A 23,539-nucleotide genomic window follows, 5' to 3' on the forward strand; every position below is an offset into this window, starting at 1 on the left:
CCCCCCCCCCCCCCCCCCCCCCCCCCCCCCCCCCCGAAACAATATCTTCAAAATTTATAATTTCTTCTGCTTAAGAAATCCCTTGTAACGATTCAGCTATTTTCAGGTCTAATTAAAATAAAAATGGATTTTGATTTAAGTTCTATAAGGAAATACTATCTGTTTAAAAGCAATGATAATAGAGTATTTCAGAATATTCCGGATGAAACGGCTGAAGATTTAAATCTTGATTTCCTTTTTTTTAAACTGGATCACACAAAATCCAAAATAGGAAAGCAGTATTTTTACTCCAAACTGAGGATCATCCCTCAAAATAAAGATTCTTTCTTTGACCATTACGTTGACTATTGTAGTGAAAATAAAACGGATATTATTGAGAAAGAACTCGGAAAACTGAATAAATTTCATGATTATGAAATCATTGATCTGATTGAAAACAGAATTTTTATCAATCAGAAATACCTTAATTACGCAAAACTTTCACTTACCTTACTCTGTATTATCCTGGTCTGCGGCATTTTTGTGAAACCTGTTCTCGGATTTATTATTCCCTTGTTTTTAGTCAATGCTTATTTTCATTATGCCAATAAAAGCTACGTGGAATATTACAATGCCATTATTTCCAGATTATATACTGCCGTTATAGTAGCGAAAAATATAAGCAAAACAAAGGCTCTGGCGGAAGAATATAAGACAATTGATCTCAAAAGATTGGTGCGGGCCATATGGTCGGCAAATGCAGCACAACAATTGGCGAAAAATGAGTTTCTGATTGTTTTCTGGTTATTGCTGGAAATTGTCAGAATCACCTTCAATCTGGAGATTTTCGGATTCAGCAGGAATGTAAACATTCTGAATGCTTCCAAAGACAATCTGCTGAAAATTTATGAATATATCGGTAAAATCGATACTGCTGTGACCCTTTCTGAAATTAAGCATCAATATACGGTTTGCAAACCGGTTTTCAGTGAAAAGAAAGAGATAAAGGTAGAAAGAATCTATCACCCTCTGATTGATGGATGTGTGAAAAATGATCTGCATATTTCAGATTCCGGTATTGTTCTTACGGGATCGAATATGTCCGGAAAAACAACCTTTATGAGAAGCCTGGCTGTCAATGCATTGATGGCCCAGCTATTCGGATTTTGCTTTGCAGACGCTTATGAAGCTCCTTTCATGAAGATCTTAACCTCAATTTCAATTAAAGACGACATTAATGAAAACAAAAGTTATTATCTGGAAGAAGTATTAAGAATCAAAGATTTCTTTAATGAAAAAGACGGTTTTAATCTGATCCTGATTGATGAAATTTTTAAAGGTACGGGTACCAAAGAGAGAATTGCCATAAGTAAAGCTGTTTTAAAAGCCATGAACTCTGAACGGAACTTAATCTGCATTACCACCCATGATCTGGAAATAGCCAATTTTCTGGAAAGAAATAATTATGCCCTGTACTATTTTTCGGAAGAAATACAGGAAGATAAACTGCAGTTTACTTATCAGCTGAACCGGGGAATCAATCAAAAACCAAATGCCATAAGAATTTTGAAAATGTACGGATACCCCGAAGAGCTCATCAAAGAGTCCTACACCTATCTTGAATAATTATGGCAATGGAATGCGTTTATAGAATACGGATCGGTTTCTTGAATTCATCAATCGCTACAAAAGTGAAATCCCCAACAATAGCTCTTTCCCTTTCATAAGAATACATCTGTTCCGTATAGATTTCAACATTTACTTTCATACTGGTTTTTCCTACATAGGAAACTTTTCCGATCAGTTCTACAATCGTTCCGGCGGGGATCGGTTTTTTAAAGTCGATCTTGTCGCTGCTTACCGTTACCACTCTTTTACGGGCAAAACGGGTTGCTGTAATAAAAGCTACCTCATCCATCAGCTGCATGGCTGTCCCTCCGAAAAGAGTATCATAATGATTCGTAGTATTGGGGAAAACCGCTTTGAAAATTCTGGTTTCGGATGCTTCAATTCTTTCTTCTGTTGTCATATATCATTATTAATTAAAGCGAAATGAAATCAATTAAAACAACAGAACAATAACAGGAACCATAGGAATTCCTGAAACAATTCATCGGATCAATAAACTTCAAATCGCGAAAGTTTTTTGTTTAAAGAAAAGGCAGGTCTCCTGACTTGTAACATCTTTTATCTCCTTCCCGTGCCCTGCACAGTGGATCTTTTGATAAAGACTTCAGTTACTTACAGTTGCGCGACAGTCCGTGATTTTCACACGGTTCCCTTTTAATCTGCGTTAAGCAGAACCACTTTCTATGATGAATAAGTGCAAAACTTTTTCGAGTGCAAAAATAAGGATAATACAGAAAAGAACAGCAATTATTCCGGATTATTATAAATGATCTGGCTCATTACCCTTCCTTCCTTGATGGTCCAAAGGGTAGTGTACCTGTTTTCACCGGAACCGTTGATCATATAAAGATAGATGTGGTCATTATCAAGAGCCGTTACCCCGATATTGTTGAAATCCATGGTGGGCTGAAACATATTTTTAATAGCTTCACGAACAAAGACAGAGCCTCTTCCCGGCTGCTGTACCCTGATTGACTTGATCTCCATCAACCCCTCAGGAAGTTCACCCTTGATGCCCCACGGTTTTACTTTGTCTATGGTTATAATTTTTCCGTCAGCATCTTTTTCCTGTTTACGGTAGCTGGCATTGGAAGGATATACATCAATCACCACTTTGGTTCTTTGGGACGTAGGAATTTTAGGATTACTGTTGTCTGTAAAAATTAAGGATTTCCCGTTTTTAGATTTGGAAGGGGTAAACTGGGGAAGCTGGTCGATAAAAGAAATACGTCCTTTGTTTACCATTCCTTCTTTGTCAAGTGTTTCATATCTTACAAAAGGTTTATCATCGTCCTGTTTTTCAGGATATTTTATCCATATCCATTCCGTTTCTCCCGGTGCAGGTTTTACATAAACAAAAACGTCCCCTTTACGCATACGGATCTTATCGACGATTTTTCTGTAATCCTCCTTGTGTACCCGTACATTGGCATACCCTTCCTCAGCTTTTACAACACCGAAAGGAACTTTATTCTGCCCTTTAACGGATGCCAATAAAGAGAAAATACTGAAAGCGGATAGATATAATGTCTTGTTTACGGAAATCATGATAATTTTTTTTTGACCTTCAAATATATAAATTAAAAACTTTTCGGAAGATAATTAAATCGCCTCAGTTCTTCAAAATCGTTGATCTTTCTTAAATAAGTCCGGGAAAGAAGATAAACATCATCTGCCATCCGGAAGACAGGCTCATAGTTGTGATCGGAAATAATAATACCTTTACCGGCGGCCTGCCCTTTGATAATGCTTTCCATTTCATCACATAATTTAGGGGAAACCCCGCTGAAAGGTTCATCCAGTAAAATAAAATCCGCGTCGGAGTACAGAATCATAAGAGTTTCCACGATTCTTTTTTCTCCTCCTGAAAGATGCCTGGTCTTTTCATCTAAAAACGGTTTTATCAGGTCAAGATGATAAAGTTTTTCCCTGTTTTCTTCGTCACAGAACAATGGGATTAAATTTCTGATTTTAATGCTTTTCGGAAGGAAGGACGTACGCTGAGGCAGATATGCAATTCTGTTTTTCCGGTCGGACAGGGTTTTAAGAACAATATCATTATATCTGATAAACTGGGTGTCGCCTTTTACCGTTCCGAAGATGATCTGAAGCAGAGTAGATTTTCCTCCGCCTGAAGGTCCCAGAATTCCTGAGATTCTTCCGGTTTCGCAACTTATAAAAACGTCCTGAAGAATTTTCCTGGTTCCGAAAGATTGGGTAATACTGTCTGCATGAAGCTTTTTCATAAACCGGATACGATTTTTACCATTACACTTAACGATAGGGTAAAGACCCAAAGAAACAGTCTTGAAAATCCAAAATTGGCATAAAAAAAATATTCACCTTTCAGCCTTATTTCATAGATGAAAAAATGAAGCAGGGGAAGAATTAATAGAAAACATAACCCGAAATTTCCCATACTGAATCCACTTAAAAAAGAAACCAACAGAGAAAATAACACTGCCGGAACAAGTAGTTTCTGATAAAAGATCCGGAGAACCCTGATGTTTTTAATCATATTTTTGAAAATACAGGAAAAGTGTCTGTATAGATCATAAATATAGAATCTTTACTTTAGAAAATATAAAAATATCCGATTTTTTTGGTTTAATTTTAGGACGAAAATGTAATAACCATTAACTATGAGAAAAAAACTACTTTTTATGCTCCTGCTCTGTGCAGGAACGATGTGGCTTCAGGCAGCAGAAATTACCGGGAAAACGATTTCCGTAAGCAACTTCAAAACACCGGTGAATGTTATGGTTTCCAATATCGGAATAACCTCTGCGGATATCACCTGGGACCCGGTTCCCGGCGCAACCAGTTATAATGTGAGATTCAGGCCGGTAGGTAGTCCCGCCTGGATAATGGCAGTAATTACTTCCGGAGCTACTGCTTATCAGATTACCTCTCTTTCTCCCTGCACGGCTTATGAGGTTCAGGTTGCAGATGGAAATGCCCCTTTTTCAGCTTCTGTATTTTTTTATACAGGACTTAATTACTGTTCTTCCGGATCTACGGATTCAGGCATTATGCATATCTCAAATGTGACGGTAATTCCTTACGGAGGAGTACCCCAGATGAACAGTTCTTCGGGACCTTCCGGATATACCGATTACCGGAATGATCCGTCAAGAAGAGTACAGCTGTCCGTTGGAAGCCCTGTCAATACCCTGGCAGTAACCCTGGGTTGGGCAGCTCCTCAAAATACAGTATATATAACAGCCTGGATCGATTTTAATGCCAACGGAATTTTTGAAGCCTCCGAAAGAGTGATGACACAGTCTGCCAACTCTTCAACTCCCGCTGTTTCTTCATTTGCGGTTCCTTCTTTGGCCGCTGTTACACAATGCGGAGTCACAATGAGGGTGATGGTGAGCCAGGCACAGCCTTCAGATGCCTGCGGAACATTCACTTACGGAGAAGTGGAAGATTACGGAATAAACCTGGCCAATCCCTCCCTGTCTGTGAATGAAAATATAAAATTAAATGAACTGGGTATTTATCCTAATCCTGCTTCCGACATTCTGAATATCGAAGGATTATCCTCAGATAAAGCATCCTATGAAATTTATACAGCAACAGGACAAAAAACAGCTGAAGGGAAAGTCTCAGGAAATACAATTACAATCAGCAGGCTTACAAAAGGAGTATATTTCCTGCAATTAAAAGACAAAGATCATACAACCTTCCTGAAATTTATAAAGAAATAAGATTTTGTTACCCTTAAAATCTATGATAAAATTTACATTTCTTCAGGTCTGCAAAAAAGATGAACGCAAAGTTGATAAATAATTCTGCCTTATTTTGAGTGATCAAAGTGATGCGACTTCGTCGATGATGAAAAGGTAGTTATACGTACGCTTCATCGAATCAACGGGGATTCTTATCTTTGTCTCCTAAAATCAACTTTGCCTATAAATGAAGCCTTTGTGTTGAAAAAACACAATGAATGTGAATTAAATAACGATTTAAATGTAATACAAAAAATCAAATTTAGAAATTTATCACATGATCTTAATACAAACTTGATGGTTAAAAAATAAAGACAGCATTGAAAATCAGCGCTGTCTTTTATGTCTGTAAGGATAGATCTGTTAAATTCTTTCTAATTCTTCAGCGTCAATCGTGGTTTTAAAAGTTCCGTAGTTTACGATTACTTTATTTCTCGAAATTTTCTCAATCGTTCCTACACTGGTACTTCCGGTGATTCGCACGCGCTGGCCTACCTTCATCCATACCGCACGGTCACTTTTACGTTTTTCTTCAAGCTTTTCATTGGTTTCAGCGATCTTTTCGATAACATCTTCCTTTTTAAGCTGCTGCGTGATCTTTCTCTTCACAACCTGCAGACGTTTGGACTCGTCCTTGTCGGCCCCCAGCTTTCTGAATTTCTCCTGTTCCAGCAGTTTAACGAAATCTTTTACCACATCCTTCCTGGATTTTCCTTTCGTATAGCTGTCGATAAAAGTTTCAATCTTATTTCCGAACTGAAGTTTGCGGTGTTCCTCTTCATACAGTTTCTGGAAATTAAACAGTTTCTGCTGAAGCTGTTCATTCAGTTTCTGAAGATTGTCGCGCTTATCCTCAACCGATTCTTTTCTTTCAGCAAGGTCGGATTTCAGTTTTTCAACCTCAAACTTTTCCTGCTGCAGCTTTACAATCGTTTTATCAAGGTTAACGATATCGTGCTCTACTTTTTTCTTGGCAGCATGAATGATAAATCTTGGAATTCTGTTCTTTTCCGCCACTTCAAATGTAAAGGAGCTTCCTGCCTGTCCCACTTCCAGTTTATACATCGGTTCCAGTGTTTCCTCATTGAAGAGCATGGCCGCATTCTGGGCGTTCGGAAGCTGTTCGATTACCAGTTTGATATTCGTATAATGCGTCGTAATAATAGCAAAACTCTTCTTGTCGTAAAAATACTCCATAAAGCTTTCAGCCAGCGCACCTCCCAATTCCGGATCCGAACCCGTTCCGAATTCATCAATAAGAAGCAGGGTTTCCGCATCCGCCTCACGGATAATTCCCGACATTTTCTTCAGCCTTGAAGAATAAGTAGACAGGTGGTTTTCGATCGATTGATTATCCCCGATATCCGTCATGATCTTATCAAAGAAAAACATTTCCGATCTGGGATGTACCGGAACCAGAATACCGCTCTGGATCATCAGCTGAAGCAGTCCTACCGTTTTAAGGGTAATAGATTTACCTCCGGCATTGGGTCCTGAGATACAAATAATCCTGTTATGCTCTGTAAGGGAGAGGGTTTGAGGATGGATGGTCTTGTTTTCCTGCTTATTTCTCAGCCATAACAGAGGGTGGAAGGCATCTTTCAGCCGTAATGTCTTGTGGCGGTTGATTTTCGGAAGAATTCCGTTAACCAGTTCCCCGAACTTGGCTTTGGCTCTCGTAAGGTCAAGATCAAAAATATACACCTGGTATCTCCAGAGCTGTGGCTGGAATTCGGCCAGTTCAGCGGTAAGTTTTCTAAGGATCTTATCGATTTCCTTTTTCTCTTCCTCTTCGTTTTCCCGCAGCTTGAAATAATGCTTTACCACACTGTCCGGCTGGATATACGTAATGGATCCTGTTTTCGAAATGCCGAGAACCCTTCCCGGAACCCTTTTCTTGAAGCCTGACTTTACAGCCAGAACCCTCTGGTCTTCAATAATACTTTCGCGGATGTCATCCAGAAACTCACTCTGTCCGTAATTGAACAGGGCACGGTTGAAATTTTCCTGAATCGCTTTCTTGGCATGCTGGATCTCGGTTCTCAGTTCCTTCAGCACAGGAGAAGCCTCACTTTTTACTTCCCCAAAACGGTTAAAGACCTTATCTACCTTATCAATGATCTCTTTTCTGAACTCCAGAACAGAAACTTCTTCCATTAAAGTAGGGAAGGTTTCCGGCATGGTGGGGAAAAACTTCTGAAGTTTTCCGATCTGTTCCGTGATGGCTTTTATTTTGATGAAAGCACTGTTTTCCAGACGGTAATTCTCGATCAGCATGAGCTTCAGCTCACTTTCAATATCTTCATATTCATCGAACGGAATTGCATTTGAACTTTCAAAACTCGAAAGATATTCCGACGTTTTTTTCAGTGAAAGTTCCGCCTCGTCAATTTCCATCGGACGAAGTTGAAGAATTTTTTCTCTCGTTTTCGGAGAATACGCAAATGGAGAAATTTCCGCGAGCAATTGCGGAAATTCTAATTCGTTTAAATCTTCTTTGTCTATATACACAAGGCAAATTTACGGATAATTTGAGAATGAGCAGATTTGATCGTTTGAAAATGTTTGTAATCATCAGGATTCATTATTTTTGAAAAATGAAACTGGAAACCGAAAGACTACAATTAAAAGAAATCAGCGAAAGCCATGTTGAAGATATTCTGAAAATCCGAAGCAACGAAATCACCAATCGGTTTGTTCAGAGAAACTCTCCGAAAAATAATTATGATGCCCTGCAGTTTATTTTAACCATTAAAGAAAGAACTCAAAACAATCAGACTGCTTATTGGGGAATTTCTTTAAAAGATCAACCGGATCTGATCGGAACGATATGTCTCTGGAATTTTTCCGAAGACAGAACCGTGGCCGAAGTCGGGTATGAATTATTGCCGGATTATCACAGACAGGGAATCATGTCGGAAGCTTTGAAAGCCGTTTTGAATGTTGCTTTTAATGACCTGCATTTTCAGGAAATTCTGGCCATGACCAATAAGCATAATGAAAACTCGAAAGGCCTTCTTGTGAAACATGGTTTTACTTTAATGGAAGGCAGAATAGATGAAGGTTTTCCTCACAATCTTGTTTTTAGCTTAAAAGCCGGCAAATGAAATTAGGCAGAAAGAAAAGACTGATCAGTGAATTTTACAGAAAGCTCAAAGAGAAATTCCCTCAAAGTTCCGGGATAATCATAGAGCTGACGGATTCTATTCACAGCAATAGCCAGATAAGAATCAATATTCCGGCGGATGAAGACGAATTCCTTAAAATACTTGCCGGCGGTTTTGAGTATAAGATCAATCATACCTGCTCCTGCTGTGGAAAAACAGGTGAAATGGCCGATCCTTTCTGTATGAAATGTGAATATAGGTTAAAGCGTAAATATGCCATAAAAAAGATTAATACTACAGGTTTTTCCGTTTTCAAAAATCTTTACCGGAAATATCAATGGATTTCTGTGCGATGGGATAGACTGGATAAAGTGGAGTTATCCGGATATGATACCGTTATATCCCTTAAATTTACTGTAAAACCGGAATACATATTCAATAAAAACACGGAATGGGAAGAAGACAGCATTTCCATATTTGAGTTTGAACAGGGATTTTACAGCCTGCTGAAAAATATTCCGGATCATTTGTTTTCCAGAAACAGCTTTCAGAAGAAAAAAGAAATACTGGATCTTGAAAGCTGTGGAATTTGCGGGTATAGGGCAAAAAATAAAAATAAAGACTGCCTGGTTTGCGGTGAGTGGTATTTAAAAGATGATGACCTGTCTGAAAGAATGAAACTGAAATATACCTCAATGTCTGAAATCAATAAATCTGCACAAATCCGCTATCATTTGCAGGCTCAGGCAAAATACAGGTATCCAAAAAGAGAAGAGGAATTCACGAGGGATCATCAGTACAAAATTTTATTTTCAAAGGAAGAGCTGCAGGAAAAACAGAAGGACTGAATTGATTTTTGATCCAACGTCTATCCTTTCTGATTTCAGCCGGAAATTTGATATTGCCTGTTTTTTAATTTATATTTGAACTTTTATCAGACAAACCATGAAGAAATTTTTAACCGTTATTGTTATTGTGGCACTTGTTTTCTTTGTTATTCTGCAGGTTTTTATGTGGTATAACAAAAATAATATAATGAGCAATCAGGCCGTTTTCAAAGTTTACCTGGATGTAAAAGATGAAGATATGGATGACTATTTCGGAATAGAAAAAGGAACCTATGATAAAGATAAACATATGATCGTCTGTGACCTTCCTGTAAATGCCGCTGCATTCAAACCGCACAGCCAGATTGTTGACCGAAATATTGCCGGGATCAGCTGCGATGAAAAATATAATCCGGAGATACACGATAAATACGATCAGACCGAGCTTACCGATGGCGGAAGCATGACCCTGATGATTCTTGATAACAATTCATCCGTTCCTGTTCAGATGGTTAATAAAAACCTGGGAGGATCAAGTATTGTAGCAAAAAGACAGGTCTACTTTGACTATGGAAAAGGAATGATCAATCATATCGTTTTAGCCAAAGACAAAGTATACGATTATTGTAATAAATAATAAACTGAAAGCAAAATTGATAACCGCCCGCCAATTTTCAAATTAACTCATTTTCAAATTTTCAAATTCCCCTATATGACCTGGACAGAAGTTTTAGCCCCGATAAAAAATACAGAATATTTTAAAACCCTTTGGGATAAAGTAAAGCAGGAATATGCCGTAACAAAGGTTTTTCCTCCGAAAGACCAGATCTTCAGAGCACTGGAAATTACTCCTTTTGACGAAGTTGAAGTCGTGATTATCGGGCAGGATCCTTATCACAACGATTATCAGGCAAACGGTCTTTGTTTTTCCGTTTCCGAACAGGTGGCAGCACCGCCTTCCCTTAAAAATATTTTCATCGAACTGAAAGATGATCTTGGAGTGGTAAGAACATCGAAGGAACTGGATGATTGGGGTAAGCAGGGAGTGCTTCTTCTGAATGCCACATTAACAGTCCGGGCACATACTCCTAATTCTCATAAAGATCTGGGATGGGAAAAATTCACAGATTTTGTGATCAAAGAAATTTCAGATAAAAAAGAAAATGTAGTTTTTGTCCTTTGGGGAGCTTTTGCACAGAAAAAAGCCGAACTCATCGATCCGGCTAAACATTTTATCCTAAAATCGGCGCACCCGTCTCCGTTTTCCGTTCACAGAGGATTTTTTGGAAGCAAGCCTTTCTCAAAGATTAATGAATATCTTGTTTCAAAAGGAAAGAAGCCTATTTCCTGGTAGGTAATGAAGCTTCATCTGCCTTTTTAATGCTGATGCCGATCCTGTATTTTCCGGAAAGAGCCCTGGCTCCGTCCTGGGATTTAGGGTAGGGCGTTACTTCTTCCAGCGTAATCATATACCCGTTGAATACCTCCGACTGATGATAATTTCGTCCGGGATGATTTAAAGTGGCCAGATTCAGAACCATAGGTCTGGAAGTGGTCAGCATGGCTTCTACCTGTGCCACGGCGGCTCCGGCCCATATACAGTTTACACCTTCGGGGCAGCGGCTGTCTTCGGAAATTCCTTTAAAGGTAACGTTCATCTGGTATTCATCCAGAAATTTATTTTCCCCTTCATTCAGATAGATCATTGCTTTCCGGTCTTTGGAAACGGTTTCTGAATGGTCAGAACTATTTGTTTCTGTCGTTTTAACCGGGACCTTATCTTTTTTCCGGGCATTGCATCCGGCTAAGACAGACATTCCCAGGGTTAACAGGATGACTTTATGGAACATAACTTTTTTTTGGTTTTTAAATAATATCAAGCATATCTAAAACTACTACCAAAAACATTGCCACACCCACTACAAAACTGAAACCGGTGCCGTAAATAAATCCTATAAAGGCTCCTTTGGTAGATTGTAAGGCCTTATTCATATCCTTGCTGTCATGAAGAAGTTCCCCGATGAAAACACCGGCAAACATACCCACCAGGAAACCTAAAGGAATAGGAATGAATAGCCCGACAATAGTTCCTATGATGGAACCGATGCTTCCCCAGCGGGTGCCTCCGTATTTTCTGTTGGTTTTGGCAGGAATCACATAGCTCAGAACCGCAGAAGCTGCCGTAAGAATTCCAAATGCCCATACATAGATCATGGGAAGATCAGAGTCTGTTCCGAACTTATAGATCAGAAGACCGCAAATGCTGAGCAGAAGACCCGGCAGGATCGGAAGAAATGTTCCGAGTATTCCCAGAAACAGTAAAATAAGGCATAGAATATTGATTAAGGCAGTATCCATTCTTTAAAAATATAAATGCAAGATAGGAAAAAAGAACATTTACAGAAGAGTTTTAAGAATTTGGGATGAAAATTGATGGGAATTGTAACATCATCCTTCTTAATTTTATAAATTTGCTGTAATGAAAGACGAAATTCAGGATACCAAAAATTTTTTGCAGGAAATCAGCGACCAGCTTTACATCTATATCAGCCAGGTAACCCCTGCCGGTCTGGATTGGGTGGTGCATATTATTGTGAAACTTGCCCTGCTCTGTGCTGTTTTTCTTGTGGTGGATTTTGTTTTTAAATTCATTATCAACTTTATTTTCCGGTTTTTCCGGAGCGATGAAAAATATCCGGTCATACGTTCGGTCTATCAGTCTAAGATCACCAATTCAGTAGCTCATTTTGCGGCTCTCCTTGTGGTGGGGGCTGTACATCCTTCTATTTTTCCGGCTACGGCACTGCCGAAAACAACTACATTTATCAACAGGTCGGTTAATTTAGGACTCGTGCTTATCCTCGCAGGGATGCTGTACCGCTCACTGACAGGTTTCAGGAACTACTTTACCATCAAACAGGATTTCTATAAGATCATGGCGCTGAATGCCATCTCGGAAACCGTTAAGATCCTGGGGATTTTTGTTTTTTCCGTAGTGGGAATCTGTGTGATTTTCGGGATCAAAGGAACAACCATTGTGGGAAGTCTGGGAGCGATTACTGCGGTACTGGTACTGGTTTTCAGAGATACTATTCTGGGATTTGTAACCGGAATACATGTGGCAACCTCTAAAAACCTGAAAGTAGGGGACTGGGTAAGTATTCCCAAATACAGCATCGAAGGAAATATTACCGAAATAAGCCTCCTGACCACCAAGATCACCAATTTTGACAAAACCGTTTCTACGATTCCTACTTATGACCTCCTGACCACAGAGATCAAAAACCTGCAGGTAATGTCGGAATCCAATACCAGAAGAATAAAGAAATCGATTTATTTTAACATTAATTCCTTTAAATTTTTAACGGAAGAAGATATCGAACGTCTGAAAGAGATCAATCTGATCTCGGATTATCTTGAAGAAAAGAACCGGGAGATCAAAAAAGAAAAAGAAAGTCTGAGGCATAACGATAAAACAATCAACGGCAGACAGCTTACCAATATAGGAGTGTTCAGATATTATGCCCAGAAATATATAGAGAATGATCCTGATATTGATAAAAACGGGGCTAAAATGGTCCGCCAGCTGGATATTACCCCACAGGGGCTTCCACTGGAGGTATACTGTTTTGCCAATGATTCCAAATGGGAACATTTTGAACAGATCCAGGCTGATATTTTCGATCACCTGCTGGTCGCTTCAAAAGAATTTGATCTGCAGGTAATGCAGGTGAGTGTAAAAGTATAGCAAAAACAGAGGGCTGTCCTTCGGAAAGATAATAATTATAAGAGATATAGAATCTGCTGGGCAACAATTGCACATCCTGATCCGATCTCGAACTTTTAAAAAGATATGACAAAATTAAGCGTAAACATCAATAAAATCGCAACATTAAGAAATGCCAGAGGAGGCGATACACCAAGCGTAACAGAAGCGGCGGTGAAAATCCAGGAATTCGGGGGACAGGGGATTACCATCCATCCCAGACCGGATGAAAGACATATAACCCGAAAAGATGTCTACGATCTGAAACCTCTGGTAACTACGGAATTCAATATTGAAGGAAATCCGCACCGTCATTTTATTGATATGGTGCTTGATGTAAAACCTGAACAGGTAACACTGGTTCCTGATGCCGACGATGCCATCACTTCCAACGCCGGCTGGGATACGAAAAAGCATCTTGACTTCCTTACAGAGATCATTGCTGAATTCCGGAATGCAGGGATCCGTACTTCAATTTTCCTTGATCCACTGCCGGAACTGGTAGGGTATGCAGCAAAAACGGGAGCAGACAGAATTGAACTCTACACCGAAGCTTATGCTAAAAATTACCTTTCCAATAAAGAGCAGGCCATAAAACCCTATTATGATACTGCGGTTGCTGCCGCAGAACATGGATTGGGAATCAATGCCGGGCATGATCTCAGTCTTGAAAATCTGAAGTATTTTGCAGACGGCATTCCCAACCTTCTGGAAGTATCCATCGGTCATGCATTGATTTCAGAGGCCCTGTATATGGGACTTGAAAATACAGTCCAGGCTTATCTGAAGAGACTGGCCAAATGGTAAAAGATAATCAGGCCGGATGAATATCTGGCCTTTTTCGTTTTTTAACCTTTGGCAAAACTGTTTATTAAAGAGGGGAGTATGCCATCTTTCTCTGTCTGATTGGTTTACTTGCTGATCATCAATCTTAAATTCTAATTTTTAAATCAAAACAATGGAAATTTTAAACTCAAAAATATTTGGTGAAAACTTAACGGAAACACCGCTTCTTGTTTTCCACGGATTATTTGGAATGCTTGACAACTGGGGAAGCTTCGGGAAAGACCTGGGAGAATATCTTCCGGTACATTTGATCGACCTCAGAAACCACGGCAGAAGTTTTCACTCAGACCAGATGTCTCATGATGATCTTGCGGATGACATTGCCCGTTATATGGATCATTATGGAATTCAGAAAGCCCATGTTTTAGGACACTCGCTGGGTGGGAAAGCAGTAATGCAGTTCGCTATAAAATACCCTGAACGGGTAGAAAAACTGATCGTGGTAGATATTTCCCCGAAAGCTTATCCTCCTCATCATCAGGGAATCATCAAAGCACTGGAAACGGTGAATTTTGATACAGTTGGTTCAAGAAGTGATGTGGAAGCTGCCCTTGCCCAATATATCCCTGAAAAATCTACCATTCAGTTCCTGGCTAAAAACCTGTATTGGGATGATAATAAAAAACTGAACTGGAGGTTCAATCTTAAAACACTTTCTGAAAAATATAACGAATTTGTTTCAAATGCCATAAAGTTCGGAGTATTTGAAGGGGATACCCTATTTATTGCAGGAGAAAAATCAAACTATATCCTGCCACAGGATGAATACGGTATCAAACAGCAATTTCCGAAAGCCAGGATAGTTACTGTAAAAAATGCAGGACATTGGGTGCAGGCTGAAAATCCGGTTGATTTTGCGATTTTTGTAAAGCAGTTTTTAGGTTTGGATTAAATTAATTCTATGTTTTTCATATTTTAGTTAAAATTTTCTTAAAATAAGATAATATTTCCCCGTATGATGAAATTTTTTGTACTTTAGTTTTAGAGAAAAACTAAAAATATTAACTTATGGAAAAGAAAAACTCAAAAAAACCGTTCTTTGCTTCGTTTTTAGAGAAACAAATTCAGGATCCTGAAAAAATCCAGGGAGGTGGAACCACCGATCCCTCTATGGATATTGTCACACTGCCGACAAAAGATCAGCTGACATCGGTTACGCTTGACAATGTAACTCTTCCCATCAGGGATAACGTTGTGACAATGAAACATCCTTCCGACAGTGACGAGGCCGGAGAACTGGATTATCTGTAACCACAAAACCACAGAAATTTTACTAACCAAACTAAAATACTATGAAAAAGAACAATTCTAAGAAACCGTTTTTTGCTTCATTTCTTGAAAAGCAGATTAATGATCCTGAAAAAGTACAGGGAGGGGGAACCACTCCTGATACTGACGTGATCACACACCCTGCGACAGATGCTTCTACATCACCTATTCTGGATAACATGACAACCCCGAAACAGGATTATATCGAAACTAAAAAGTATCCGTCCGACAGTGATGAAGCCGGAAATTTTTAACCCCCAAATTCTATTATTATGAAAAACAAAAATTCAAAAAAGAAACCGTTTTTTGCAGCTTTCCTTGAAAAGCAGGTTACAGATCCTGAAACTGTAAAAGGCGGAGAATCAGGAATTATCACCATCCCCGAAAGAGATGTGATTACAAGACCGTCAATCGATACAGCAACCTCTCCGAAATTAGATATGGATCATACCTTAAAGTATCCGTCAGACGGAGATGATGATTCACCTACTGTTCCGTTTTAATAACAGATAACAACGTTAATACAATCATATAAAGGAAACTTACCACTAAGTTTCCTTTTTTAATAAAACCGGCAAATGATTCTCTGTATAACCCATTCACAGGACTTTTATAATATCGATATCTTTTTTGAATACCTTACTTCTAAGAATATTCCATATTTCAGACTGAACTCAGACCGTATGAACCATCTTCAGAAAATAAGTGTGAATGAAGATTCATTCGAGCTTACCGACGAAGAAGGAAATACCATTCATTCTGATGAGATAAAAGCCGTATGGCACAGAAAAGCCTGGGGAATAAAAGCCCCTGAGGAACTGGATAAAGACTATGAAAAAATATTCCTTAAAGGGTATGAAAATATCCGTTATAACCTTATTACTGTGCTGGAAGACATTCCATGGATCAATCCTTATGAAAATGAGCGGAAGATTGATGGAAATAAAATGCTTCAGTTGAAGCTCGCCAAAAAAAGCGGCTTAACTATTCCTGAAACCATTTTTTCCAATGATGAAGAAAAGATACTTGCCTTTTTTCACACCATATGCGGGGGAAAAGCAGTGGCAAAACTGCACAGCCTGACCACAAAGTCTATGAGCGGAGAAAGCCTGATATCAACAATGGTTATTGAGGAAACAACATTGGATCATATCTCGGATATCGCATACTGCCCGATGATCTTTCAGCCTTATATTGATAAAGAATATGAACTCCGCATCGTATATATCGCAGGTGAGTTTTTTACCGGAAAGATCAATAACAGTGAGCATGCCGACTGGAGAATTGCCCGTGAAGGCCAGTTCTGGTCAGCATATGAACTGCCGCAGTCCGTTAAAACAGGATTAACCTCCATGATGGAAGAAATGGGGCTGTATATAGGAGCCATCGATATGATCAGAGGAAAAGACGGGGAATATTATTTTCTTGAGGTAAATCCTCAGGGAGAATGGGGAATGCTGCAGAAAGAACTGAATTTTCCCATAGCAGAAAGAATTGCCGACAATCTTATAAAAAGAATCCATACCCATGAATAAAATTTTAATTATTACCCATACCGCAGATAACTTCTCCATTGAAAAAGTAACAGAATACATAGAAAAAAACGGCTGTGAGGTCATCCGCTTTGATGTTGACCTTTACCCGCTTCAAAACAAACTCACCACTTCTTTTCAGGATGGTGAATGGGTAAGTATTCTTGAAACACCGGAAGCTAAACACCGCCTGGATGATATTGCTGCCGTATGGTATAGAAGGGCATACAATATGGGCCACGGACTTAAAGAAGAAATGGACCCTAAATTCTTCGGAGCTGCAATGGGAGAGATCCGGAATACCCTTTTTGGATTCCTGGAATCGATAGATACTTACGCTCTCGGAAAACCGAGCGTTTACAGGAGATTAGACAGTAAGGAAGAACAGCTGAAGATCGCTGACAAAATAGGCCTTAAAATTCCTGAATCCTGCATTACAAACAACCCGGAGGAAGCAAGGAAGTTTATTCTGAAGCATCAGAATGTAATCGCCAAAATGCAGACCGGATTTGCTATTTATGAAGATGGAGTAGAATGCGTGGTGTTCACCAATGTCGTACGTGAAGACAACCTTGAAGAGCTGGACTCACTCCTGTACTGTCCGATGCAGTTTCAGAAGAAAATTGAAAAGAAAAAAGAACTCCGCGTAACCGTTGTGGGCCGCGATGTTTATACTTTTGAAATCGATTCCCAGCAGTCTGAAGAAGCCAAAATAGACTGGCGAAAAGACGGGGTAAACCTTATTAAAAAATGGGAGAGAACAGAATTGCCAGCAGACATTGAAGCGAAAATCCTGGAACTTCTGGACGTTTATAATGTTGATTACGGAGCTATTGATATCATCGTTTCCCCGGAAGATGAATATTACTTTATCGAAATCAATGCTGCCGGCGAGTTTTTCTGGCTGGATAATCTTACAGAAGGGCATCTTATCTCAAAAAGTATTGCCGATGTTCTTTGTGATAAGGCTCCGAGAAGAAATAATATGGTCTTAGCTTAACGAAAGACAGAGATTTTATAGCTCTTGAGTTAAGAAATGATTTTTGTTGGAGAACGCCAAGACGCAAGGCTTTTGACCTGCGATGCAGCTTTTAAGGCGCAAGAAAATCCAAGATTTTCAGCAAGTAATACAGTATGAAATTTTATCGGAGATAAAATCCTCGCGCCTTATACCCATAAAGCTGGAAAAAAATAGCGCCTTTGCGCAAGCTCCAACAAAAAATATATAAATCAAAAAGATCTGCGTCATCCGCAAAATCTGCGAGCGTAAAAAAATCTCGCAGATTTGCAGATGTTTGCATAATAATTAAAACATTATGGGTTTCCAAAACCTATAACGTTTTTTCAATCATAAAGCTCCGGAAAGAAATAATATGGTCTTGGTTTAAGGAAAGTCAGAATTTATTCAATAGAGGTGGACTTTAATCCGCCTAAATAATAAAAAATAATTCTTTGGCTTTAGCCAAAACATCTGTAAATAAACAGACAGGTATATTTCCTATCATGTTATTTTCCTTTCAGAAACCCAAATATTTTATAAATTAAGCAGAATTCTGCTTTAAAAATCGCAAATTTGCAGAAGCAGTTTTTCAGGAGTTTCTGATGATACCGTGGAGAATTGCCGGATAGAAAATATTGTCATATTTTAGTCAGCAATCAAGTAGAAAAATTAATGGTTTTTGTAACGGGTGCAACCGGAATCCTTGGACGGATCATCGTTTTGGAGCTTCTTAAAAAAGGCCGGAAGGTAAGAGCTTCCAAAAGACCGGGCAGCAATTTAAACGATGTAAGGCATTCTTACAGCTTCTATACCGAAGATCCTGATGGTTTTTTCAATAAAATCGAGTGGGTAAATGTAGATTTCGACGATCTGGATTCTCTTCAGGATGCATTGAAAGATGTGGATGAGGTTTATCACTGTGCCGCAAAAGTGGGATTTGATCCGAAAGATGATAAAGAAATGTATCATACCAATGTAAAAGGTACGGAAAACCTGCTGTATGCGTGTGAGGGTTCGGGAGTTAAAAAATTCCTGCATGTGAGTACGATTGCTGTTTTAGATACTTATAATGAAAAGGGAGAGCTGGATGAAAGTTCAGACTTCAATCCCAAAGAAGAGCATTCCGCCTATGGGATTTCCAAACACCTTGCCGAAATGGAAGTGTGGAGAGCATCCGCCGAAGGTCTGAATACCGTAATTGTAAATCCCGGAATGATTATCGGAAGCGGTAACTGGGGGCAGAGCAGTGGAGATATTTTCCCGACCTTTGAAAAAAACAGTTTTACATTTTCCGGAGGAACCAGTTATGTGGATGTAAGAGATGCTGCGAAAATTTCCATAGAATTGATGGATAAAAATGTTTTCGGGGAACGCTTTATCCTTATTGCCGACAATAAAAGATATGCCGATCTGGGAAAACAGATCAGATCGGAGCTTGGTCTGAAAGAAGCCAGAATCCTTACAAAATCCCAGCTCAATATCGGAAGAATAGCCAATATTCTCTTCGGATGGCTGATTCCCAAACTGAGAATGATTACCAGATCAAACATTGAGTCCATCTCATCTCTCAACACCATTTCCAATAAAAAAATCAAAGAAAAGCTGGATTATCAGTTTATTTCCGTAGAAGAAAGCATCGATTTCCATCTTAAAAATTATATTAACGACAAAAAGCTGAATTAATGAACCTTGCAGAGGCAATTATCCTTAAAAATGTAGAAAAACATCCTGTAAAATCAGCAATCGGCTTTAAAAAGAAAGAAGGAGGCTGGAAAGAACTGAGCTGGAAAAAATTCGGTGAAATTGTTTTTAAAACAGCCAACGCACTGAAAAATGCAGGGATTCAGGAAAATGACAGAGTAGCTGTTTATTCAGACAACTCTTCTGAATGGATGATCTTTGACCTTGCTTCAATGGCAATAGGAGCCGTTACGGTTCCCATATATTCCACCAATAATGCCGAGCAGGCAGAATACATCATCAACGATTCCGGGGCTAAAGCCGTTCTCACAGGAAACCAGGCTCAGTACGACGCATGTCTGGAACTGCTTCAGAAAGAGGACAACAGCCTTGAGACGATTGTTGTATCTAAAAAAGCGGTCTGGATAAAGAAAGAATTCAACAGCTTTTACCTTGAAGATTTTATTGCTAAAGCATCCCCAAAACCGGAGATCTGCAAAAAAGAATATGAGGATACTGCTACCCTGATCTATACCTCGGGAACTACCGGAACTCCAAAAGGCGTTATGCTCACCCACGGAAATTTTATCAAAGCTTTTGATGCCCATTTTGAATTTTTTAAATTTAAGAACTTTGAAGAAGAACTCTCACTGGCATTTCTTCCGCTAAGCCACGTTTTCGAGAGAAGCTGGAGCTTACTTTGCCTTTATGGAGGTGCAAGAGTCTATTTTCTTGAAGATCCGAAGAATATTGCAAAGGCTTTGGAAGAAGTAAAGCCGACGATGATGTGCGCTGTACCGCGATTCTTCCAGAAAGTATATGCCGGAGTGCTGGAAAAGGCAGAAGAAGGTTCTTCAACGAAAAAGAAAATTTTTGACTGGGCCCTGAAAACAGGATGGCAGACTGCCGAACTGAGAAGAAACGAAAAACCGGTTCCTTTCGGATTAAAACTGAAAGAATCAGTGGCAGATGCTTTGGTATTCAGTAAAATCAAAGAGAAAATGGGCGGTAGACTGTGGTTCCTGCCATGCGGAGGAGCATCGCTTTCACCGGAAGTCACAAAATTCTTCGAATCCGTAGGAATCCACGTGACCGTAGGATACGGGCTTACCGAAACCACGGCAACCCTTACACTTTTTCCTTTAACTCATTTTGAACACGCCACCAGCGGAAAACCACTTCCCGGAGTGGAAATCCGTATCGGGGAAAGCGACGAGATCCAGGCCAAAGGAAACGGGATCATGAAAGGCTATTACAACAAACCTGAAGAAACACAGAAAGTATTTACAGAAGACGGCTGGTTCAAAACAGGAGATGCCGGAAAATTTGATGATAAAGGAAACCTCATCATTACAGACCGGATCAAAGACCTGATGAAAACATCAAACGGAAAATATATCGCTCCGCAGCAGATCGAAAACCTTCTGACCAACAATAATTTCATTCAGCAGATCATGCTGGTTGCAGAAGGAAGGCAGTTTGTTTCCGCATTGATTGTTCCGAATTTTGAATTCCTTCAGGATTATATGAAGAAAAACAATATTCCGTTCAGCAGCTGGGAAGAGGCCGTGAAAAATGATGATATCAACAGCCTTTATAAAGAAAAAATTAAAGAACTGCAGAGCCATCTGGCCGATTTTGAAAAGGTGAAAAAGTTCACTTTAATGCCTGCTGAATTCGACATCAACACAGGAGAGATCACTCCCACGCTGAAAGTCAAAAGAAATGTAGTGCTTAAAAAGTATGCAGATATTATAGAAAAAATGTATTAAAATAAAATAGTAAGAATCCCCAAAAGCAGATATAAGAGATAAAATCTTAATTTTTGTAACTTAAGTGAGCTTGAATATGCACATTGCTGTAACTAAAACTTAAGTGTTAAAAAAGCTTTTCAGGGTTGCCTCATTTTATCATTCAAATCAGATTATGACAACACAAGAATTTCTGGGAAAACAGGATTTTACCATACATACACAAACCGTTTCAGAGAGCTGCCCGTCTAATATTGCCCTGATCAAATATTGGGGGAAATATGAGAAACAGATTCCGGCCAATCCAAGTATAAGCTATACGTTGAATCATTGTAAAACCAATACTTCAATGGAGTTTCTGGCCAATGAACCTTTCTCTGTGCAGACGTTCCTGGCAGGAAATGAAGAGGTGAAATTCGCGGAAAAAATAGAAAAATATTTCAGGAATATTGAAGAATACCTTCCATGGATTCTGAAAGGAAAATATATCATCCGTACAGAAAATACATTCCCGCACAGTTCAGGAATTGCCAGCTCTGCATCCGGATTCGGAGCGATTGCCAAATGCCTGATGAAACTGGATGAAACCTTTTCCGGGATAGTTTCTGAAGAGGAGTCTTTGAGAAAAGCTTCTTTTCTGGCACGTTTAGGAAGCGGAAGTGCCTGCCGGAGCCTGTATAACGGACTTGTAGTATGGGGAACTTCGGATGAGGTAAACGGAAGTTCAGACCTGTTTGCGGTAAAATACCCGGACAGTGATATTCACGGGATATTTAAAAACTTCAACGACTGGGTTCTGCTGATCCACGAAGGACAGAAAAGTGTTTCTTCAACAGTGGGACACGGACTGATGAACACCAATCCGTACGCTGAAAGAAGGTTTCAGGAAGCCAGAGAAAACTTTGTTCCCATGAAAGAAATCCTGAAAAACGGAGATATGGAACAGTTTATCAAACTGGTAGAACACGAAGCGCTTACCCTGCATGCAATGATGATGATGAGCGATCCTGCTTTTATCCTGATGAAAACCGGAACCCTTGAAGTCATAAACAGCATATGGGATTTCAGAAGAGAAACCGGATTGCCTTTATTCTTTACACTGGATGCCGGAGCCAATGTGCACTTACTGTTCCCGAATGACGGTTCGGAAGAAAAGATTAAGACATTTATAGAACGAAAATTACTGCAGCATACTCAGAAAAACGGAGTAGTGAAGGATGTAATGAAATTTTAACAGCAAAATTATAAATCAGATAATAAGAATCGGCAGAAGACTACTTTTCTGCTGATTTTTTTGAATGATATAGGCTTAAAAAGTTTGTCCTTTTGATTAATCTGCTGAGAAATCAAACTATTCTAATATCTTTTGAAAAATGCAGCCGCAAACCTATAAGGTTTTTATCACCGCGCAAATATTTGCCAATCTGCGAAAAATTTTTTACGCTCGCAGATTTTGCAGATGACGCAGATTTTTTTCTGTGAAATTTGTGCCATCTGTGGGAGCCCTTTTTAGTAAAGGTGAGAATTAGTTGCTGAAAATCTTGGATTTTCTTACGTCTTAAAAGCAGAATAGCAGGTCAAAAACCTGGTGTCCTTTGCGTTTTCCAACGAAATTCCTATAAAAAGGGAGCATTCAGAAAATCATTAAAAGGCTTCATGACCTTAAATATTTTCGCCAGATTCTTTACAGCGTTTTTATTTAAAACATCCTCATCCTTCAAAGAATACACAACGATGAAGTTTTTAAGCTTCAGATATTCGGCCATCGGATCTTCCTTTTCAAATCCCTGGGGAACTTTTTTCAGTTGATCCTCCTGATCCAGCTCCGGGAAATGTTTTTTAAAGTCTTTATGATTGATGATCTTCAGAAAATCTTCCCCGTATAAAGAAATCTCTTTCCTTACCTCTTTCAGAACAGAAGATTCCGGCATATAAATACCTCCTGCCAAAAATGATTTACCGGGTTCCAGATGAAGATAGTATCCTCCTTTCCGGCTTCCTTTTCCCATTCCCAAAGAAGCCCCGAAATTGGTCTTATAAGGAGCCTTGTCTTTAGAAAACCGGGTGTCTCTGTAAATACGGAACAGCGATTTTTTAGCATCAATTTTACCAAGCTCTTCATCAAAGCCGGACATTTCCCTGATCAGTTCATCAAGAAAACCAACAACATTTTCCTGGGAAGCGGTGTAAAGGCTTTTGTTTTCATTAAACCATTCGCGGTTGTTGTTTTCCGTTAATTTCTTTAAAAAATCAAATGTTTTGGGAGAAATGCTGGCTGACATATTAATGGATTTATTTACCGTTGTTTTATCCAAATTTACATAAAACTATTGATATCGCAATGCTTCGGTAGGGCTGGTTTTTGATGCTGTTTTCAGTGGTCTGTGTCTGCGGATACGGGTGGCCTGTGTGAAAATTT

Annotated in this window: 24 protein-coding genes and 1 riboswitch; of the genes, 17 read left to right on the forward strand and 7 right to left on the reverse strand. The window is 39.2% G+C overall.

Annotated elements, in window-relative coordinates:
- Nucleotides 1-123: 123 nt before the first annotated feature.
- On the forward strand, nt 124-1,605 hold the full coding sequence (locus tag AC106S_RS10680) for a MutS-related protein (protein ID WP_482439053.1): 1,482 nt from the start codon (nt 124-126) through the stop codon (nt 1,603-1,605).
- Nucleotides 1,606-1,624: 19 nt separating this feature from the next.
- Here AC106S_RS10680 and AC106S_RS10685 read toward each other — a convergent pair whose 3' ends face one another.
- From AC106S_RS10685 to AC106S_RS10695, 3 genes are all read right to left on the reverse strand, one after another.
- Complete coding sequence (locus AC106S_RS10685) at nt 1,625-2,008, reverse strand: acyl-CoA thioesterase (protein ID WP_153399259.1); 384 nt, start codon at nt 2,006-2,008, stop codon at nt 1,625-1,627.
- Nucleotides 2,009-2,122: 114 nt separating this feature from the next.
- Nucleotides 2,123-2,302: riboswitch (cobalamin riboswitch) on the reverse strand.
- A gap of 53 nt (nt 2,303-2,355) precedes the next feature.
- Nucleotides 2,356-3,156, reverse strand: a complete 801-nt coding sequence (locus AC106S_RS10690) for a hypothetical protein (protein WP_482439054.1) — start codon at nt 3,154-3,156, stop codon at nt 2,356-2,358.
- Between the two features lie 32 nt (nt 3,157-3,188).
- Nucleotides 3,189-3,854 carry an ATP-binding cassette domain-containing protein gene (locus AC106S_RS10695; RefSeq protein ID WP_482439055.1) on the reverse strand — a complete coding sequence of 222 codons (666 nt, stop codon included), beginning with the start codon at nt 3,852-3,854 and terminating at the stop codon, nt 3,189-3,191.
- A gap of 396 nt (nt 3,855-4,250) precedes the next feature.
- Between AC106S_RS10695 and AC106S_RS10700 the strand changes: the two genes are divergently transcribed.
- On the forward strand, nt 4,251-5,321 hold the full coding sequence (locus AC106S_RS10700; RefSeq protein WP_482439056.1) for a GEVED domain-containing protein: 1,071 nt from the start codon (nt 4,251-4,253) through the stop codon (nt 5,319-5,321).
- Nucleotides 5,322-5,705: 384 nt separating this feature from the next.
- Here AC106S_RS10700 and AC106S_RS10705 read toward each other — a convergent pair whose 3' ends face one another.
- On the reverse strand, nt 5,706-7,853 hold the full coding sequence (locus AC106S_RS10705; RefSeq protein ID WP_482439057.1) for an endonuclease MutS2: 2,148 nt from the start codon (nt 7,851-7,853) through the stop codon (nt 5,706-5,708).
- An 86-nt stretch (nt 7,854-7,939) separates the two neighbouring features.
- On the opposite strand from AC106S_RS10705, the gene AC106S_RS10710 reads away from it, so the two are divergent.
- The 4 genes from AC106S_RS10710 (at nt 7,940) to AC106S_RS10725 (ending at nt 10,630) form a co-directional block, all read left to right on the forward strand.
- A complete protein-coding gene (locus AC106S_RS10710) occupies nt 7,940-8,449 on the forward strand; it encodes a GNAT family N-acetyltransferase (RefSeq protein WP_482439058.1) in 510 nt (169 codons plus the stop codon).
- Nucleotides 8,446-9,297 carry a hypothetical protein gene (locus AC106S_RS10715; RefSeq protein WP_482439059.1) on the forward strand — a complete coding sequence of 284 codons (852 nt, stop codon included), beginning with the start codon at nt 8,446-8,448 and terminating at the stop codon, nt 9,295-9,297. The genes AC106S_RS10710 and AC106S_RS10715 overlap by 4 nt, the downstream gene beginning before the upstream one ends.
- 97 nt (nt 9,298-9,394) lie before the next feature.
- The gene (locus tag AC106S_RS10720; protein ID WP_482439060.1) at nt 9,395-9,913 is read left to right on the forward strand and encodes a hypothetical protein; all 519 of its coding nucleotides are present in this window, start codon (nt 9,395-9,397) and stop codon (nt 9,911-9,913) included.
- A gap of 75 nt (nt 9,914-9,988) precedes the next feature.
- Complete coding sequence (locus AC106S_RS10725) at nt 9,989-10,630, forward strand: uracil-DNA glycosylase (protein WP_482439061.1); 642 nt, start codon at nt 9,989-9,991, stop codon at nt 10,628-10,630.
- Here AC106S_RS10725 and AC106S_RS10730 read toward each other — a convergent pair.
- A complete protein-coding gene (locus tag AC106S_RS10730; RefSeq protein WP_482439062.1) occupies nt 10,617-11,126 on the reverse strand; it encodes a hypothetical protein in 510 nt (169 codons plus the stop codon). The two genes, AC106S_RS10725 and AC106S_RS10730, sit on opposite strands and share 14 nt — an antisense overlap.
- A 16-nt stretch (nt 11,127-11,142) precedes the next feature.
- A complete protein-coding gene (locus AC106S_RS10735) occupies nt 11,143-11,634 on the reverse strand; it encodes a DUF456 domain-containing protein (RefSeq protein ID WP_482439063.1) in 492 nt (163 codons plus the stop codon).
- A gap of 121 nt (nt 11,635-11,755) precedes the next feature.
- On the opposite strand from AC106S_RS10735, the gene AC106S_RS10740 reads away from it, so the two are divergent.
- The 11 genes from AC106S_RS10740 (at nt 11,756) to AC106S_RS10790 (ending at nt 22,354) form a co-directional block, all read left to right on the forward strand.
- Entirely contained in the window at nt 11,756-13,024 is a 1,269-nt protein-coding gene (locus AC106S_RS10740; RefSeq protein ID WP_482439064.1) for a mechanosensitive ion channel family protein, read from the forward strand.
- A 105-nt stretch (nt 13,025-13,129) separates the two neighbouring features.
- The gene (locus AC106S_RS10745; RefSeq protein WP_482439065.1) at nt 13,130-13,849 is read left to right on the forward strand and encodes a pyridoxine 5'-phosphate synthase; all 720 of its coding nucleotides are present in this window, start codon (nt 13,130-13,132) and stop codon (nt 13,847-13,849) included.
- Between the two features lie 151 nt (nt 13,850-14,000).
- Complete coding sequence (locus tag AC106S_RS10750) at nt 14,001-14,780, forward strand: alpha/beta fold hydrolase (RefSeq protein WP_482439066.1); 780 nt, start codon at nt 14,001-14,003, stop codon at nt 14,778-14,780.
- A gap of 116 nt (nt 14,781-14,896) precedes the next feature.
- Nucleotides 14,897-15,139, forward strand: a complete 243-nt coding sequence (locus tag AC106S_RS10755; protein WP_482439067.1) for a microviridin/marinostatin family tricyclic proteinase inhibitor — start codon at nt 14,897-14,899, stop codon at nt 15,137-15,139.
- A 41-nt stretch (nt 15,140-15,180) separates the two neighbouring features.
- Nucleotides 15,181-15,411: a microviridin/marinostatin family tricyclic proteinase inhibitor gene (locus tag AC106S_RS10760; protein ID WP_482439068.1), complete on the forward strand. Its 231-nt coding sequence runs from the start codon at nt 15,181-15,183 to the stop codon at nt 15,409-15,411.
- Nucleotides 15,412-15,429: 18 nt separating this feature from the next.
- The gene (locus tag AC106S_RS10765) at nt 15,430-15,660 is read left to right on the forward strand and encodes a microviridin/marinostatin family tricyclic proteinase inhibitor (RefSeq protein ID WP_482439069.1); all 231 of its coding nucleotides are present in this window, start codon (nt 15,430-15,432) and stop codon (nt 15,658-15,660) included.
- Nucleotides 15,661-15,735: 75 nt separating this feature from the next.
- Nucleotides 15,736-16,692 (forward strand): MvdC/MvdD family ATP grasp protein, encoded by a 957-nt coding sequence (locus AC106S_RS10770; protein ID WP_482439070.1) that lies wholly within the window; start codon nt 15,736-15,738, stop codon nt 16,690-16,692.
- Complete coding sequence (locus AC106S_RS10775) at nt 16,685-17,689, forward strand: MvdD family ATP-grasp ribosomal peptide maturase (protein WP_482439071.1); 1,005 nt, start codon at nt 16,685-16,687, stop codon at nt 17,687-17,689. The genes AC106S_RS10770 and AC106S_RS10775 overlap by 8 nt, the downstream gene beginning before the upstream one ends.
- A gap of 672 nt (nt 17,690-18,361) precedes the next feature.
- The gene (locus AC106S_RS10780; RefSeq protein ID WP_482439072.1) at nt 18,362-19,372 is read left to right on the forward strand and encodes an NAD-dependent epimerase/dehydratase family protein; all 1,011 of its coding nucleotides are present in this window, start codon (nt 18,362-18,364) and stop codon (nt 19,370-19,372) included.
- Nucleotides 19,372-21,141 carry an AMP-dependent synthetase/ligase gene (locus AC106S_RS10785; protein WP_482439073.1) on the forward strand — a complete coding sequence of 590 codons (1,770 nt, stop codon included), beginning with the start codon at nt 19,372-19,374 and terminating at the stop codon, nt 21,139-21,141. Before AC106S_RS10780 ends, AC106S_RS10785 begins: the two co-directional genes overlap by 1 nt.
- A gap of 154 nt (nt 21,142-21,295) precedes the next feature.
- On the forward strand, nt 21,296-22,354 hold the full coding sequence (locus AC106S_RS10790; RefSeq protein WP_482439074.1) for a diphosphomevalonate decarboxylase: 1,059 nt from the start codon (nt 21,296-21,298) through the stop codon (nt 22,352-22,354).
- A 382-nt stretch (nt 22,355-22,736) separates the two neighbouring features.
- Here the strand turns inward: AC106S_RS10790 and AC106S_RS10795 are convergent, their stop codons facing one another.
- Nucleotides 22,737-23,402, reverse strand: a complete 666-nt coding sequence (locus AC106S_RS10795; protein WP_482439075.1) for a DUF2461 domain-containing protein — start codon at nt 23,400-23,402, stop codon at nt 22,737-22,739.
- Between the last annotated feature and the right edge of the window lie 137 nt (nt 23,403-23,539).

It is taken from the genome of Chryseobacterium sp. FR054, from assembly GCF_056844565.1.